The sequence below is a fragment of the Gibbsiella dentisursi genome (assembly GCF_039539505.1).
Taxonomy (GTDB): Bacteria; Pseudomonadota; Gammaproteobacteria; order Enterobacterales; family Enterobacteriaceae; genus Gibbsiella; species Gibbsiella quercinecans.
This window is the reverse complement of sequence record NZ_BAABDG010000002.1, coordinates 154,479-170,986: the sequence shown is the minus strand read 5'-3', so window position 1 is coordinate 170,986 and position 16,508 is coordinate 154,479. Positions and strand designations below refer to the sequence as shown.

Annotated in this window: 14 protein-coding genes; 12 read left to right on the top strand and 2 right to left on the bottom strand. The window is 60.6% G+C overall.

Annotation, left to right across the window (positions count from 1 at the left end):
* Positions 1–299: 299 nt before the first annotated feature.
* Together ABFX35_RS01155 and pdxR are read right to left on the bottom strand one after the other, a co-directional pair.
* Positions 300–1,385, bottom strand: a complete 1,086-nt coding sequence (locus tag ABFX35_RS01155) for an ABC transporter ATP-binding protein (RefSeq protein WP_346078697.1) — start codon at positions 1,383–1,385, stop codon at positions 300–302.
* Between the two features lie 278 nt (positions 1,386–1,663).
* On the bottom strand, positions 1,664–3,148 hold the full coding sequence (pdxR, locus tag ABFX35_RS01150) for a MocR-like pyridoxine biosynthesis transcription factor PdxR (protein WP_279026650.1): 1,485 nt from the start codon (positions 3,146–3,148) through the stop codon (positions 1,664–1,666).
* Between the two features lie 331 nt (positions 3,149–3,479).
* Between pdxR and ABFX35_RS01145 the strand changes: the two genes are divergently transcribed.
* The 12 genes from ABFX35_RS01145 to ABFX35_RS01090 all read left to right on the top strand — a co-directional run bounded on the left by ABFX35_RS01145 (position 3,480) and on the right by ABFX35_RS01090 (position 16,502).
* On the top strand, positions 3,480–4,508 hold the full coding sequence (locus ABFX35_RS01145) for an ABC transporter substrate-binding protein (protein WP_279026652.1): 1,029 nt from the start codon (positions 3,480–3,482) through the stop codon (positions 4,506–4,508).
* 63 nt (positions 4,509–4,571) lie between these two features.
* Positions 4,572–5,840 (top strand): ABC transporter permease, encoded by a 1,269-nt coding sequence (locus ABFX35_RS01140; RefSeq protein ID WP_428832153.1) that lies wholly within the window; start codon positions 4,572–4,574, stop codon positions 5,838–5,840.
* Positions 5,841–5,856: 16 nt separating this feature from the next.
* On the top strand, positions 5,857–6,684 hold the full coding sequence (locus tag ABFX35_RS01135) for an ABC transporter permease (RefSeq protein WP_279026654.1): 828 nt from the start codon (positions 5,857–5,859) through the stop codon (positions 6,682–6,684).
* A gap of 92 nt (positions 6,685–6,776) precedes the next feature.
* Positions 6,777–7,514, top strand: coding sequence for an SDR family NAD(P)-dependent oxidoreductase (locus ABFX35_RS01130; RefSeq protein ID WP_279026656.1), 738 nt, complete (start codon positions 6,777–6,779; stop codon positions 7,512–7,514).
* The gene (locus ABFX35_RS01125) at positions 7,507–8,562 is read left to right on the top strand and encodes a phosphotransferase (RefSeq protein ID WP_279026657.1); all 1,056 of its coding nucleotides are present in this window, start codon (positions 7,507–7,509) and stop codon (positions 8,560–8,562) included. The genes ABFX35_RS01130 and ABFX35_RS01125 overlap by 8 nt, the downstream gene beginning before the upstream one ends.
* Entirely contained in the window at positions 8,559–9,812 is a 1,254-nt protein-coding gene (locus tag ABFX35_RS01120; RefSeq protein WP_279026659.1) for an aspartate aminotransferase family protein, read from the top strand. Before ABFX35_RS01125 ends, ABFX35_RS01120 begins: the two co-directional genes overlap by 4 nt.
* A gap of 382 nt (positions 9,813–10,194) precedes the next feature.
* A complete protein-coding gene (locus ABFX35_RS01115) occupies positions 10,195–11,247 on the top strand; it encodes an ABC transporter substrate-binding protein (RefSeq protein WP_346078693.1) in 1,053 nt (350 codons plus the stop codon).
* 76 nt (positions 11,248–11,323) lie between these two features.
* Positions 11,324–13,036, top strand: coding sequence for an ABC transporter permease subunit (locus ABFX35_RS01110; RefSeq protein ID WP_279026663.1), 1,713 nt, complete (start codon positions 11,324–11,326; stop codon positions 13,034–13,036).
* Entirely contained in the window at positions 13,017–14,018 is a 1,002-nt protein-coding gene (locus tag ABFX35_RS01105) for an ABC transporter ATP-binding protein (protein WP_346078691.1), read from the top strand. Before ABFX35_RS01110 ends, ABFX35_RS01105 begins: the two co-directional genes overlap by 20 nt.
* Before the next feature lie 65 nt (positions 14,019–14,083).
* Complete coding sequence (locus tag ABFX35_RS01100; RefSeq protein ID WP_279026667.1) at positions 14,084–14,791, top strand: GntR family transcriptional regulator; 708 nt, start codon at positions 14,084–14,086, stop codon at positions 14,789–14,791.
* Entirely contained in the window at positions 14,779–15,717 is a 939-nt protein-coding gene (locus ABFX35_RS01095) for a dihydrodipicolinate synthase family protein (protein WP_346078689.1), read from the top strand. Before ABFX35_RS01100 ends, ABFX35_RS01095 begins: the two co-directional genes overlap by 13 nt.
* Entirely contained in the window at positions 15,717–16,502 is a 786-nt protein-coding gene (locus ABFX35_RS01090) for an SDR family oxidoreductase (RefSeq protein ID WP_279026671.1), read from the top strand. The genes ABFX35_RS01095 and ABFX35_RS01090 overlap by 1 nt, the downstream gene beginning before the upstream one ends.
* Positions 16,503–16,508: the final 6 nt, after the last annotated feature.

Below are 16,508 nucleotides of genomic sequence, written 5' to 3'. Positions count from 1 at the left end.
TGTGGCGCCACCTTGCTCTGGCCGCCGGGGCAACAGAGATTTCAGGTGATATACGAACTACTGGACGGATTAAAGCAATTTATGTACCAGCTTGTTTTTATATTGTTAACTCATTGGATATAAAATGATTAATAATTGCTCGCAGGTTGTTGCCCGGCTCGCCCGCGCGCTTTGACGTGGCCGGCACGCACCATAACGGACGAGCCTGCACCGTTGTTGTGCGCACATGGCGCTGCAACCAAACAAAACCCCGCCGGCGTTAGCCGCTGGCGGGGTTCGATGCGCAGCGTCAGGCGCGGTTATTGCAGCATCACGTCCAGCGCACGCAGGTGCTTCGGCTGCCAGGAAAGCAGCACCTCGCTGCCGGCGCGCCAGTTGTTGTCCATTTTCGCCGGCGCCAGCTTCACCATAAAATTGCCCTGGCCGGCCACTTCCGTCAGCATGCGGACGTGATCGCCCAGGTAGATAAACTGCTGAATCTTGGCGCGAACCTGCTCATCGCCCGCCTCCGGCGCGTTAACATTGATGCGCTCCGGGCGGATGCTAAGCTGGATTTTCTTGCCCGGTGAACTTGGCCGCACTTTCAGCGCGCTCAATTGCGTGCCGTCGTCCAGCTTCACCTGATAAAAATCGCCCTCTTTGCCCACTTGGGTGGCCAACAGGCTGTTGTTTTCGCCGATAAACTGCGCCACAAAGGCATTTTCCGGCTCTTCGTAAAGTTTATTCGGGCTGTCCATCTGCTGGATCATGCCGTCGTTGAACACCGCCACCCGGTTCGACATGGTCATGGCTTCGCTCTGATCGTGGGTGACATAGACCACCGTCAGGTTGAGCATCTCATGCAACTGTTTGATTTCCATCTGCATATGTTCACGCAGCTGTTTATCCAGCGCGCCCAGCGGCTCATCCATCAGCACCAGCTTGGGTTCAAACACCAGCGCCCGCGCCAGTGCCACGCGCTGCTGCTGGCCACCGGACATCTGCGCCGGGTAGCGATCCGCCAGATCGGTCAGTTTCACCATGTTCAGCACGCGCTTAACACGATCGGTAATATCCGATTTATTCATACGGCGAATGGTCAATGGGAACGCCAGATTTTGCGCCACCGTCATGTGCGGGAACAGCGCATAATTCTGGAATACCATGCCGATATCCCGTTGATGCGGCGGCAAATTATGCAGCGGCCGATCGCGCAGCAAAATCTCCCCTTCGGTGGGGTTTTCAAAACCAGCCAGCATCATCAAGCTGGTGGTTTTGCCCGAACCGGAAGGCCCCAACAGGGTTAAAAATTCCCCTTCTTCCACATCCAGATTGAGATTACGAACCACCAACTTATCGCCGTCGTAACTCTTTTTAACATTGCGAAAACTGACAAACGTCCTCATGGGTATTCTCTCATCAAATCGTTCGCTGCGGTTCAGGCACGAATCGTGCATAAATCTCATAGAGCGAGCTTCCGGTGGAGGGCTCTTTTTAAAGCATTACCACCGCGGATTTCCGAAAGCAAGCAGCTTTTGACAAGACAAAATAAAAAACACCTGTTGGGCACCCAATCAGGTGATTGTTTTATTTGTGTTTTTATTTTTTGTTATTTTTCCAACGAAAACCAATCAGCAGGATTAGGCAACCACAGACCGCGCACGCCACTGGTGCAGCTCAGCGATCAACGCGGCAGGCGCCGCTTCAGGCAGCGCACCACGTGGGCGAATGCCGTCTCAATGTGCGCTTCATCCACGCAGGCATAGCCCAGCAGCAATCCCCGCCGCTGGGCGCCGGCCAGGTAGTAGGCCGACAGCGGGCGCGTCAGCACCCCGGCCTGTTCCAGCTCAGCGCTCACCGCCACATCATCGATGCCGTCCGGCAGCGCCAGAATCAGGTGCAGCCCAGCGTTGTTGTACGGCGCCAGAAATTCCGGCCCCAGCTCACGGGTGATCACCTCAATCAACGCCGCACGGCGCTTGTTGTAAAGCTGGCGCATACGCCGAACGTGCGCACCGTAGTGCCCCTCGCGGATAAACTCCGCCAGCGTCAGCTGCATCAGGCCGTTGCCGCCGCGGTAAAGCTCGGAATGCGCCATTTTCATGCGCGCCGCCAGCGGCTTCGGCAGCACCATGTAGCTGATGCGGATGCCTGGATAGAGCGTTTTACTGAACGTGCCGAGGTAAATCACCGGTGCTCTGGGCACCATCCCCTGCAACGCCTGGATCGGGCTTTCACTGAAGCGGAACTCGCTGTCGTAATCATCCTCCACCACCCAACTGCCCCAAGTCTGCGCCAGTTCAAGCAATTGGTGGCGGCGTTCCAGGCTCATCACCATGCCCATCGGGTACTGGTGGGAAGGCGTGACGCAAATCAGCCGCGGCGGGATATCATCGCCGCGCAGCGCCGGCGGGTTCAGGCCATTGGCGTCGACCGGGATCGGCACGATGTCCACACCGTTGACCGACAGCACATTGCGGATACCCCAGTAGCCGGGTTCTTCCATCCAGGCTACATCGCCATGATCGCACAGCATTTTCGCCAGAAAATCCAGCGACTGGTGAGTGCCGGCGGTGATGACGATCTGATCCGCGGTGCACACCACCGAGCGCACCACCCGCAGGTATTCGGCCAGCGCCTGCTGCAACGGCACGCAGCCGCTGGGGTGCGAGTAACTCAGCGATTCCACCGGCAAGCGCCGGCTCAGGCGGTTTTGAATTTTGCGCCAGGTGTCATGGGGAAAGTGGCTAACGTCCGGCACGCCGGGCATAAACGCGCCCCACTGGTACGGGCTGGCGCCGCGGCGGCTCAACAGGCGCGTGCCGCGCTTGGAAAGCGACAACAGGCCAAATGGCGCGCCCTGATCTTCAGCGGCATAGGCTTCGGCGTTCGGATGCGGCTCCGGCAAGTGCTCGCTGACGAAGGTGCCGCTGCCGGTGCGGGTTTGCAGGTATCCCTCTGACTGCAACTGCTCGTAGGCGGTCAGCACGGTGTTACGGGAAATGGACAATTCCCGGGCCAGATCGCGCGAGGCAGGCAACCGGGTTGCCGGCGCAATGGCCCCCTCTTCAATCGCCTGCTGCAATGCATCGTATAAGCGCTTGCCAAGCGCACCGCTTTCCCGCTGGCTTAACCGATGCGCAAGGAAGTCACCCAGTAACGATCGCAAATTGGTACCTCAAAATAGTTAAAACTGGCACTGGATAATAAAACCGTCAAAAAGCTAAAAAGCAAGGGGGCAACGGAACAACGCAGGCATCCCGGCACAACAAGCATTGCCGGGATGACGCGCCGGAAACGTGAAACGATGCCAGTTTAGCCGCGCCAGGCCATGCCGCACCAGAACAACGCGAATAAACCGTGTTATCACAGCAAAACGGCCCCAGCCTGTTTGGCTGGCATGGCACGTAAACTGCATGGTTTCCACCATGATATTTCAAAATATGTACAACTGATTTCGGGTCTTCCCTTCCAACTACGCGTTATCAAGGAGTCACCGTATGCATAAGAAAATTGCTGCTCTTGCCGTTTTAACCATGATGGCATTCACCGCCCAGGCTGAAACCTTAACCGTGGTGTCATTTGGCGGCGTGAACAAGGACGCTCAGGATAAGGCTTTCTACAAACCGTTTGCCGCCGCGGGCAAAGGTACCATCGAACCCGGCGAATACAACGGCGAAATGGCGCGCATCCGCGCGATGGTCGAAACCGGCCAGGTGGGTTGGGACGTGGTCGAAGTGGAGGGCCCCGAGCTGATGCGCGGCTGTGATGAAGGGCTGTTCGAACCGCTCGACTGGAGCAAGCTCGGCAACGAGAGCGATTTTGTGCCAGGCGCGGTGAGCGAATGCGGCGCCGGGATTTTCCTGTGGTCAACGGTGCTGACCTACGACGCGAAGAAGCTGAAACAGGCCCCGACCGGCTGGAACGACTTCTGGGACACGAAAAAATTCCCTGGCAAACGCGCGCTGCGTAAAAGCGCCAAGTTCACGCTGGAAATCGCCCTGCTGGCAGACGGCGTAAAACGTGAGGATATCTACAAAGTGCTGGCGACGCCGGCCGGCGTCGATCGCGCCTTTAAAAAGCTGGATCAGATCAAACCGAATATTCAGTGGTGGGAATCCGGCGCGCAGCCGCTGCAATGGCTGGTTTCGGGCGACGTGGTGATGACCAGCGCCTACAACGGCCGTATCAGTGCCGCACAGAAAGAAGGCCACGACTTCAACATCATCTGGAACAACAGCATTTACGATCTGGACAGCTGGGCCATCATCAAAGGCTCCAAGCACAAGGCATTAGCGGAGCAGTTCATCGCCTTCGCCAACCAGCCGGAAAACCAGAAGGTGTTTGCTGAAAATATCCCTTACGGCCCGACCAACAAAAACACCAGCAAGCTGATTGAGCCCGGCCTGTTGGCCCAGTTGCCGACCGCCCCGGATAACCTGGCCAATTCGCTGCAGGTCGATACCAACTTCTGGATTGAACATGGCGAAGATCTGGAACAACGCTTCAACGCCTGGGCGTCGAAATAACACCTGATGCGGCCAGCAATGGCCGCAGTTGCCGATTCACCTACGTCAGGGAGCCTGCCGCCAATGAGCCAAAACACCCTCATGGACAATACCGTGGACAATAACCCAAAAACTCAGGCCCCTCCGCAAACCCAGCGGTTTAGCAAAGGCAACGGCGCCAAAACGCGCCGTTCGCTGTGGCTGATTGCCCCTTTGCTGATTTTTGTCGTGGTCTGCTTCCTGTTCCCAATTGGCGCGATCCTGATCAAAAGCGTGCAAAACCCCGAGCTGCAGGAAACCATGCCCAATACGTTGGTGGCGCTGGAAAAATGGGACGGCCAAATTCTGCCTGACGAAACATTGTTCGCCAGCGTCGGCCAGGATCTGATCGCCGCGCGTGAAAGCGGCAAAATCGCCACCATCGCCAAACGCATGAGCTACGAAGACAGCAGTTTCCGCCGGCTGATCACCGCCACCCCGCGCGCCATGCCCAAAGACGGCAACGACGTGAAAGGTGCGCTGATAAAAGCCCTGCCGCAGTGGGGCGAGCTAAGCACCTGGCATGCGCTACAGCGTGCGGCGGCGCCGGTCACGCCATATTACCTGCTGGCGGTTTTCGACCGTAAGGTAAACATCGACAACGGCAGTATCGAGAAGCTGCCGGCCGACCAGGCGCTGTATGTCAATGTGCTGCTGCGCACCCTGTGGATGGCGACGGTGGTAACGTTGCTGTGCGTCGGCTTTGGCTACCCGCTGGCCTATTGGCTGTCGAAGCAGCCCACCGGCCGCGCCAACGTACTGATGATCCTGGTACTGCTGCCGTTCTGGACGTCGCTTATTGTCCGTACCGCCAGTTGGATTGTGCTGCTACAGTCGGGCGGCCTGATTAACCGTGCCCTGCTGGAGCTGAATATCATCGATCATCCGCTAACGCTGGTGTTCAACCGCATCGGGGTTTACATCTCGATGACCCATATCCTGATGCCGTTTATCGTGCTGCCGCTGTACGCGGTAATGAAAGGCATTTCCCCCAACTATGTCCGTGCCGCCATCTCGCTCGGCGCCCATCCTTTCAGCGCGTTCTGGCGGGTTTACGTGCCGCAAACCTATGCTGGGGTCACCGCCGGCGCGCTGCTGGTGTTCATGATGGCGATCGGCTACTACGTTACCCCGGCGTTGCTAGGCGGGCCGGAAGATCAAATGGTGAGCTATTTCGTGGCCTTCTTTACCAATACCACCATGAACTGGGGTATGGCCGCGGCGCTCGGTACACAACTGCTGGTGATCGTGATGCTGTTGTATGTGGTGTATATCCGCGTCACGCGCACATCTGCCGAAGCGGCAGCCCATTAAGGCGAGGAGAACAGTGATGAAACAGGAAGGGGCTTTCTTACTCAACTTTTGGCGAGTGATCTTTAATTTCTACAGCGCGGCGGTGTTGCTGTTCCTGATTGTGCCGGTGCTGATCATCGTGCCGCTTTCCTTTAACAGCGGCTCGTTTCTCAGCTACCCGTTAGCCGGGTTTTCCCTGCGCTGGTACAGTTCATTCTTCAACTCGCCCGAGTGGATTGGCGCGCTGGGCAACAGCCTGATGGTGGCGCCGCTCGCCACCCTGCTAGCGACGGTGCTCGGTGTGCTGGCTTCGATGGGGCTGGCGCACACCGAATTCCGCGGCAAGAACCTGGCGATGGCGATCATCATTTCGCCGATGGTGGCGCCGGTGGTGATCGTGGCCGTCGGCATGTTCTTTTTCTTCGCCCGTCTTTCGCTGCTCAACAGCTACCTGGGGCTGGTGTTGGCGCACGCGCTGCTCGGGGTGCCGTTTGTGGTGATCACCGTCACCGCGGTGCTGAAAAGCTACGACACCACGCTGTCACGCGCCGCCGCCAGCCTGGGCGCCAACCCGTTCCTGGTGTTCCGTAAAATCACCCTGCCGCTGATCGCGCCGGGGGTGTTTTCCGGTGCGCTGTTCGCCTTTGCCGCCTCGTTTGATGAAGTAGTGGTCACGCTGTTTCTCGCCAGCCCACGCCAGCGCACGTTGCCGATACAAATGTTCGCCGGCATCCGTGAAAACCTTGACCCAACCATCGCTGCGGCCGCAACCTTAATGATTGGCGCATCGCTGCTGCTGTTGATCGTTATGGAGATGCTGCGCCGCCGTGGAGAACGCATGCGCCTGGCGCACCCGGCGCATTAAACGCGAACAACGCTGCGTTTTCATCCAGCCCCGCGCGCCGTTAACGTGGGGCTGTGCCGTTAATGCAGCAAACATCATAGGGAGGTTTCGCGATGCAACAGCCAAAAAAAACGCTCCTGCTCACGGGCGCCAGCCGGGGTATCGGCCACGCCACGGTTAAACACTTTCACGCCGCAGGCTGGCAAATTTATACCGCTTCGCGCCAAAGCTGGGCGGAAGAGTGCCCCTGGGCCGAGGGGCTACTGAACCATATCCACCTCGATCTGGCCGACATCGATCAACTGCAGCAAAGCCTGCCGATGATCAAAAGCCTGCTCGGGGGCCGCCTTGATGCGCTGGTGAACAACGCCGGCATTTCGCCCAAAAACGAACACGGCGGGCGGCTTGGCGTGCTTGAAACCGATTACGCCACCTGGCTCAAGGTGTTTAACGTCAATTTATTTTCCACTGCCATTCTGGCCCGCGGGCTGTTTGATGAGCTCAAAGCCGCGCACGGTAGCATCACCAATGTCACCTCAATTGCCGGCAGCAAAGTGCACCCGTTCGCCGGGGTGGCGTATGCCACATCCAAAGCGGCGCTTTCGGCGCTGACGCGTGAAATGGCCCATGACTTCGGCCAACAGGGCGTGCGGGTGAACGCAATCGCCCCCGGTGAAATTGAAACCTCGATTTTATCCCCCGGCACTATGGAAATAGTCGAACAGTCGGTGCCGCTGCAGCGGCTGGGCAAGCCGGAAGAGGTCGCCTCGCTGATTTACTTCCTCAGCACCCAGGGGGCAGCCTATATCAATGGAGCAGAAATCCACGTAGACGGGGGCCAACATGTCTGATCTTGCCACCACGCCGGCGCTGTTCACCACCGACGTGCCACCGATTGATACCCGGCTTGCCGGGCAGCTATTGCGCGAAGGCTACGGCCTTGAAGGCCAGGTAACCCCGCTGCCGGGTGAGCGCGACCGCAATTTTTGCCTGGCCTGCGCCGATGGGCGGCAAATGATGGCGCGCTTCATCAACCCTGCCGAGGCCGCGCAGGAAATCGATTTTCAAACCGCGATGCTGGCGCACGTTGCCGCGCACAACAGCAGCCTGCCGGTGCCGCGCCTGATTAGCGCGTTGGACGGCAGCCTGCAGCCGCAGATCGAGGTGAACGGGGTTACCCTGTCAGTGCGGGTGGTGAGCTATCTGCCCGGCACGCCGCAGCACCGCCAGGCGCCGAACGCCGCCTTTATGGCGCAGCTTGGCCGCACGCTGGCGCAGTTGGATCTTGCTCTGCAGAGCTTCAGCCACCCCGGCGCGCAGCGCGATCTGCTGTGGGATATCACCCACCCGGAACGGCTGGCGCCCAAGCTGGCGGTGATTAACGATGCGGAACAGCAGCGCCTGATCCGCCGGGTATTGGAAAACCACCACGAGCGGGTCGCGCCGCTGAAGTTTTCGGTGCGCCGCCAGGTGATCCACAACGATCTTAACCCCCATAACGTGCTGGCCGACGATAGCGGCACGCAGGTAAGCGGCATTATCGACTTTGGCGATGCGCTTTACGCGCCGATGATTAACGATCTGGCCACGGCGCTGGCCTATCAGTTGACCGACGAAGCGGACCCGCTGCGGCTGGCCAGGCCATTTATCCATGCCTACCACCAGGCTCTGCCGCTCACCGATACCGAACTGCAGGTGTTGCCGGATCTGATCGCCACCCGCCTGTGCCTGACCATCACCATTGCCGGCTGGCGGGCCACCCTGTACCCCGGCAACCGCGACTATATTTTGCGTAACGTTCCCCCGGCCTGGCGCAACCTGAGCCGCCTGATGCGCCTGTCGCATTACCAGATTTGCGAGCAGTTGCGCGCGGCCGCCCATGAGGAGAAAGCACCATGAGCAGCGACAGTGAATTGTTGGCCCAGCGCGAACGCCTGCTGGGCGGCGGCTACCGCCTGTTTTATCAAAGCCCGCTGCACCCGGTGCGCGGTGAAGGCGTGTGGTTGTTCGACGCCGAAGGGCGGCGCTATCTGGATATGTATAACAATGTCGCCTCGGTCGGCCATTGCCACCCGGCGGTGGTGGAAGCGATCGCCCAACAGGCCGCCCAGCTCAATACACATACCCGCTATCTGCACGAGGCGATTATCGAATACGCGCAAACGCTGCTGCAGGAATTCCCGCCCGAGCTGGGCAACCTGACCATGACCTGCAGCGGCAGCGAGGCCAACGATCTGGCGCTACGCATCGCCCGCGAAATCACCGGCGGTACCGTCGCGATCGTCACCCGCTGGGCCTATCACGGCGTGACCAGCGCCATCTCTGCCCTTTCGCCTTCGCTCGGCATCACGCTGGGCGACCAGGTGCGGACGATCGACGCCCCCGACAGCTACCGCCAGCCAGGGCAATGGCTGAACAGCCTGCGCCAGGTGCTGGATGCGTTGCAGCAGGCCGGGCAGCGGCCGGCGGCACTGCTGATGGATACCATCTATTCCAGCGATGGCGTGTTCAGCCCGCTGCCGGGGGAAATGCAGCAGGCCGCAGCGCTGATCCGCGCCGCTGGCGGCCTGTTCATCGCCGATGAAGTGCAGGCGGGCTTTGCCCGCACCGGCAGCCATTTCTGGGGCTTCGCCCGCCATGACGTGGTGCCGGATATGGTGACCATGGGCAAACCGATGGGCAACGGCCACCCGGTGGCCGGGGTGGTCGGTCGCCCGGCGCTGTTCAGCGAGTTCGGCCAGCGCCAACGCTACTTTAATACCTTCGGCGGCAACCCGGTCTCCTGCCGCGCCGCGCAGGCGGTGTTGCAGGTGATCCGCAACGAAAAGCTGCAGCAAAACGCCGAAAGCAGCGGGGAAAAGCTGCGTCATGGCCTGCGCCGGCTTGCCGAACGCTACCCGCTGATTGGCGACGTGCGGGGCGCCGGGCTGTTTATCGGCGTAGAGCTGGTGACCGATCGCGCGCAGAAAACGCCGGCAACGCTGCTGGCCGCCCAGGCGGTTAACCTGCTGCGCGAACGCGGCGTGTTAATCAGCACCACCGGCCCGCAGGCCAACATCCTGAAAATCCGCCCGCCGCTGGTGTTTAACGAACAACACAGCAGCCTGTTCCTGGATACGCTGGAAGGCGTGCTGGCCACGTTGCATTAACCCGCTAACCACGCCCCATCCCCATCGCTAAACCCGAGGCCGCCCCAGCGGCGGCCTTATCCTGCCCACTGCACCATTTTTATGCGCCCGCTGCGTAATCGGGGTGCAAAACACGCTTTGCCGGCGCTGCCTCTTCCTGCGATAGCGCGCCGTTCCCCTGCCCCGCTGCACAATTTTTCACCCGCCCGATAGCCTGCCGCAGCGCGGTTGTTTCCCACCAGGCAGAAAAAGTTGCCGGAAAATTCCACGCAGTCTCGTCAAAAGGGCCTGCTTCTTGCAACGAACAATCAAGATACATTTGGCATGCCATTTGAATACACAAGAAGTGCCAAACAACATGACCGTTTCAGCACCTTCACCATTCACCAGGGGAAATGCACACATGAAATCGTTGATCAAAGCGAGCAGCCTCGCACTTGGGTTGTTCACCGTATGCCACAGTTTTTCCGCCGCCGCCGCTGAAGAGCTGAACTTCGCCAGTTGGGGCGGCGCCTATCAAAAAGCCATCAGCCAGGCGTGGCTGGCGCCCTTTAGCCAGGAAACCGGCATTAGCGTGGTGGAAGATACCGATCCACAAGTCAGCAAGCTTAAGGCCATGCAGGACACCCATACCGTGCAGTGGGACGTGGTAACCGAAAATGGCTCGCGGCTGGTACGCGGCATCAAACTCGGGGTGTTTGAAAAAATCACCCCGCAGATGGTCAATCAGGATCACGTGATCCCCGGCGCACGCAACGACTACGGCGTGCCCTCCGAGATTTTCTCCACGCTGATCGGCTTTTCCACCGCTGCATTCCCCGACGGCAAGCCGCAGCCCAAAACCTTTGCCGACTTCTGGAACGTAGAAAAATTCCCCGGCAAACGCACGCTGCAGGATGAACCGGCCACGGTGATAGAAGCGGCACTGATCGCCGACGGCGTGAAGCCGGAAGAGGTCTACAACGTGCTGAATACGCCGCAAGGGGTGGATCGCGCGATGGCGCAGATAGAAAAAATCAAACCCTATGTCGCCATGTGGTGGAAGAACGGCGCTCAGCCGGTACAGGCGCTGGCCAGCGGTGAAGTGCAGATGGCGCTGGGCTGGAATGGCCGTTTCCAGGCGGGCATCGATTCCGGCCTGCCGATCAAAATGTCGTGGGATAACGCCGTTGCCCAGGTGGGCTATTTTGCGCTGGTGAAAGGCGCACCGCACCGCGACGCGGCGATCAAACTGATGAACTACATGATCACCCCGCAGCAGCAGGCCGAGTTCAGCAAATATATCGCCTATGGCCCCACCACCACTGAAGCGATGCAATACATCGACGATGCGCGCAAGGCCCGCCTGCCCTCCACGCCGGAGCGCCTGGCGAACACCCTGTTTATGGACGCAGACTGGTGGGACAAGCACGGGCCGGCGATCGTCGAGCGCTATAACCAGATCCGCGCGCAATAACGCCGTTTCATTCACAGCGATTGAAACCCACCCTGCGCAACCGGGGCGGTATCCGCCCCTCTAAACGGAGCCCGTTATGGTAGTGAATACCTTCGCGCAATCCCCTGCGGCCCCACCCCGCGCCCGATGGCGGGGGGCGGCCTTGCTGGCAACGCTGCCGCTGCTGCTGTTCCTGCTACTGTTTTTCGTCTGGCCGATTCTGGGGCTGCTGAAAGAAGGCTTTCTGGTCGACGGCCAGTGGAGCCTGGCGCATTATCTGCACCTGTGGAACACGCCGGTATACCGGCTGGTACTGGAAAACACCTTTTTTATCGCGCTGGCCGTAACGCTGGGCTGCATCGTCACCAGTTACCCGCTGGCCTGGCTGATGGCCGCCGTGCGCCCGGCGATGACCAAATTCCTGTTTTTCGCCATTCTGCTGCCGTTCTGGTCCAGCGCGCTGGTGCGCACCACCGGCTGGATAGCGCTGCTGCAGCAAAACGGCCCTCTCAATACTCTGCTGATGACGGTACACATTACCCAACAGCCGATCGCCTTCTTATATAACTTCACCGCCGTGATGATCGGCATGGTGCACGTCCTGATGCCGTTTATCGTGCTGCCGCTGTATGCCTCCTTCCGTTCGCTGGACAGCACGCTGCTGCTGGCGGCCAAAAGTCTGGGCGCCGATGCGCCGGGCATTTTCTTCCGCGTGATCCTGCCGCTGACGCGCCCCGGCATGGTGGCCGGCGCCATTATCGTGTTTATGAATGCGGTGGGCTATTACATCACCCCGTCACTGATGGGCGGCCCGGCCCAGCGCATGATGGCCAGCCTGATTTCATACAACATTACGGAAGAGTTGAACTGGGGCATCGCCGCCGCGCTGGCCTGCGTGCTGCTGCTGGCAACGCTGTTGGCGCTATGGGTGTTCAACACCCTGTTTGGCCTGAATTCGCTGATGGCGGGCAGCAGCGCCAAAGGCAGCCAGTCGGCCATCAACGCCGTGCCGAGCGGCGCCGGCGGCAAGGCCTGCGCCCTGGCCGGCACCCTGGTGGCGGTGTTTCTGATCCTGCCGCTGGTGATTGTTATCCCGATGAGCTTCGGCACCAACGAATTCCCCACCTTCCCGCCGCCACAGTATGGATTGCGCTGGTACGTGCACTTCTTTACCGACGCCAAGTGGATGGCCGCGCTGGGGCAAAGCGTACACATCGGCCTGCTGGTTACGCTACTGTCGATGCTGCTGGGCGCCAGTGCGGCGCTGGGGCTGCACAAACTCAGCGGTCCGCACCGCAGCTGGCTGGAAACGCTGTTTATCATCCCGATGTCGGTGCCCGCGATTATCATCGCCGTGGCGCTCTATTACCTCTGCGGCCCGTTGGGGCTGATTAACAACTCCGTGGCGTTGATCATCGGCCATACCGTCCTGGCGACCCCCTACACCTTTATTACGCTCAGCGCCGCGCTGAAGAGTTTTGATAAAAACCTGGAGCTGGCCGCCTACAGCCTGGGCGCGCCGCCGTGGCAGATGTTCCGCCGGGTGATGCTGCCGGCGCTGCTGCCGGGGCTTATCAGCGGCGCCATCTTCGCCTTCGTCACCTCGTTTGACGACGTGATCATGGCGCTGTTCCTGACCACCATCCGCAACCGCACGCTGCCCAAACTGATGTATGAAGGGCTGGCGTTTGATTTTGATCCGACGGTGATTGCCGCCTCCTGCGTGCTGATCGCCGCCACCGCGGGCATCCTGCTGTTGCAGAGCCTGCTGACCGCTCACGGAGGCAAACATGCAGATTCAGCAAGGTAAAGACGTTGCGTTGGCAAACATCCGCAAAACCTTCGGCCAAACGGTGGCGATCCCGCAGCTCAATCTGGCCGTCGCGCGCGGGGAATTCTGCACGCTGCTGGGGGCTTCAGGCTCCGGCAAAACCACCTTGCTAAAAATTATCGCCGGCTTTGAACAGCCGGATGGCGGCAACGTGATCATCGCCGGCAAAAACGTCACCCGCGATCGCATTGCCGATCGCAACATCGGCATGGTGTTCCAGAACTACGCGCTGTTCCCGCACATGTCGGTTTTCGAGAACGTGGCCTTCCCGCTGCGCATGCGCCGGCTGGCTAAAGAAGACATCAACCGCCGGGTGGGTGATGCGCTGGCGCTGGTCAGCCTGGGCGATTACGCACTGCGGCTGCCCGGCGAACTTTCCGGCGGCCAACAGCAGCGTGCCGCGCTGGCGCGGGCGCTGGTGTTTAACCCGGATATTCTGCTGATGGATGAACCCCTCGGCGCGCTGGATAAAAACCTGCGCCAATCCATCCAACTGCAAATCAAGCAGTTGCACCAGGAGTTGGGGCTGACGGTGGTGTTCGTCACCCACGATCAGGAAGAGGCGATGAACCTGTCGGATCGTATCGTGATCATGGATAAAGGCCAAATCGTCGGCGCCGGCACTCCGCAGGCGCTGTATCGCCAGCCCGATAGCCGTTTTATCGCCGGCTTTCTCGGCGAGTGCAACTTCATCGATACGCCGGACGGGCAAACGCTGGGAGTGCGCCCGGAGCATCTGTTGGTCGGCGAGGCCAGCCACGGCGCCGACCACCGCCTCAGCGCGGCGCTTAAAATGGCGACCTTCTGCGGCCTGCACTGGAAACTGCTGTTCGATTTCCAGGGCAAAACCCTGGTGGCCTATGCGCCCGCCAACGCGCCGGCCGCCCTGCGCACGCCGGGACAAACGCTGGCGCTGGGTTTTCTGGCGGAACACGCCATGGCCTTTGCGCAAAGCGCATGAAGCCATCGGCACAACCGGCCGCTGCACCGCGGCCAAACCTTCACGCCTTCGGCAAGGGGAACGCTATGCAGCCAACAGAAACGCCGTTGAACGAGTTGCTTCTGGCTAAGCGGGGGCAGGATCTCACCGAAGCGACCTATCGGCGCCTGCTTAATATGATCCAACTGGGCCGCATCCCCACCAACGTGCCGCTGCAGGAGCGTGCGTTGGCCAGCGCTCTCGGCGTCTCGCGCACCCCGCTGCGGGAGGCGTTCAGCCGGCTGGTCGGCGGCGGCTTTGCCAGCCGCATCGGGCGCGGGCAACTGATGGTGAAAGAGCCCACGCTGCACGAATACCTGGAAATCCTGCACCTGCGCGCGCTGCTGGAGGGCGAAGCGGCCTTTATGGCGACGGGCAACATCCCGCAGGCGCAGGTGGAAAACGTGATACAGGCGCTGCAAACCCACCTGCAGGCGCGCGACTTTTCCGCCGAAGAAAACCACCGTATCGATAACCTGGTGCACCTGACCATTGCCGCCCACTGCGGCAGCGCGCAAATGGAAAGCCTGATTTTCGATCTGCGCATCAAAGCGCGCACGTTCGATCAAAACGGCAGCATCGCCCGCTTCGAGCCGGGCTGCCGCGAACATCTCCAACTGATGGAGTGCATCCGCGCCAGCGATGCCAACGGCGCCCGCCAGGCGATGGCGCACCACCTGACTCAAGTCCGCGCCAGCATCGTGGCGCGGTTTACCTCACTGTTACCGGGGAGCATCACCGCATGCAAAAACTGACTGAACAGGCCAAGGGGATGTACATCATCTCCGCCACGCCCTTTACCGACAGCGGCGAACTGGATTTGGCCAGCGCCGATACCCTGACCGATTTCTATCTGGAAAAGGGGGTGGACGGCATCACCATCCTCGGCATTCTCGGCGAAGCCCACAAGCTGACCGAAGAGGAAACCGAGCAATTCATGCAACGCGTGCTGACGCGGGTTAACGGCCGGGTGCCGGTGATCGTCGGCGTGAGCCACCCTTCGCATCGCCACGTGGAACGCCTGGCTAAAAAGGCCATGGCCTGCGGCGCCGCGGGCGTGATGCTGGCGCCGGCGCCCAACCTGAAAACCGATCCGCAGGTGGAAAACTATTTCCTCACCATCGGCGAACTGCTCGGCCCGGACATTCCTCTCTGCCTGCAGGACTACCCGCAATCAACCGGCGTCTATACCTCGGTGCCGGTCATGCTGCGGCTGATTGAAGCGCTGCCGCAGTTGGTGATGCTCAAGCACGAAGAGCTTTCCGGCATGGGCAAGCTCAGCCAACTGCGCCGGCAAAGCGCCGAACGGGGGCTGCGCCGCATCAGTATTTTGGTCGGCAACGGCGGGCTGTTTTTGCCCCAAGAGTTGGCGCGCGGCGCCGACGGCGCAATGACCGGCTTCGCCTGGCCGGAAATGCTGGTGCAGGTTTGCCGCGCCTATGCCGAAGGGGATGCAACGCGCGGCGAAGATATTTTTGATCGCTATCTGCCGCTGCTGCGCCATGAGTTCCAGTACGGCATTGGGTTGGCGCTGCGCAAGGAAACCCTGCGCCGCCGCGGTGCGATACAGCACGCGCGGGTGCGCCCTGCCGGCCCGGTGCTGGACCAAACCGATCTGGATGAACTGACCGGCCTGATTGACAGGCTGAAACAAAAATTACAGCAAGGGGGAGTGCAATAATGGATCTGATGATCGCGGATAAAGTGGCGCTGGTATGCGGCGCGGGCAGCGGCCTGGGCCGTGCGATAGCCGTTGCGCTGGCGGCTGAAGGCGTGACCGTGGCGGTGACCGGGCGCAACATGGACAAACTGGCGCACACGGTGCAGCTTATCGAACAGGCCGGCGGCAAGGCCAGCGCCTGGGCGCTGGATCTCTCGCAGCCGGAAAGCTTTGCCGCCACCCTCGGCCAGATACGCCAGGCGCACGGCGCGATTACCATCCTGGTGAATAACTCCGGCGGCCCGGCGCCTTCGACTGCTGCCGGCGTGCCCGCCGAGGTATGGCAAAACCAGTTCAACGCTATGGTCAGCGCGCTGATCCAACTGACCGATCAAATCCTGCCGGATATGATCGCCGCCGGCTGGGGGCGGATCATCACCAGCACGTCATCCGGCGTGGTGGCGCCCATCGCCAATCTGGCGGTTTCCAACACGCTGCGCCTGGCGCTGGTGGGCTGGTCTAAAACGCTGGCGGCGGAAGTGGCGCCGCACGGCATCACCGCCAATATTCTGGTGCCAGGGCGCATCGCAACCGACCGCGTCGCACAGTTGGACGCCGCCCGCGCCGGGCGCGAACAGACGGCGGTCGAGGATGTACAGGCCAAAAGCCGCGCCGCTATCCCGGCCGGGCGCTATGGCCAGCCACAAGAATACGGCGCGGTGGCCGCCTTTCTCGCCAGCCAGCAGGCTTCCTTTATCACCGGCAGCATTTTGCGGGTGGATGGCGGCATGATCCCTTCACTCTAGGACCGG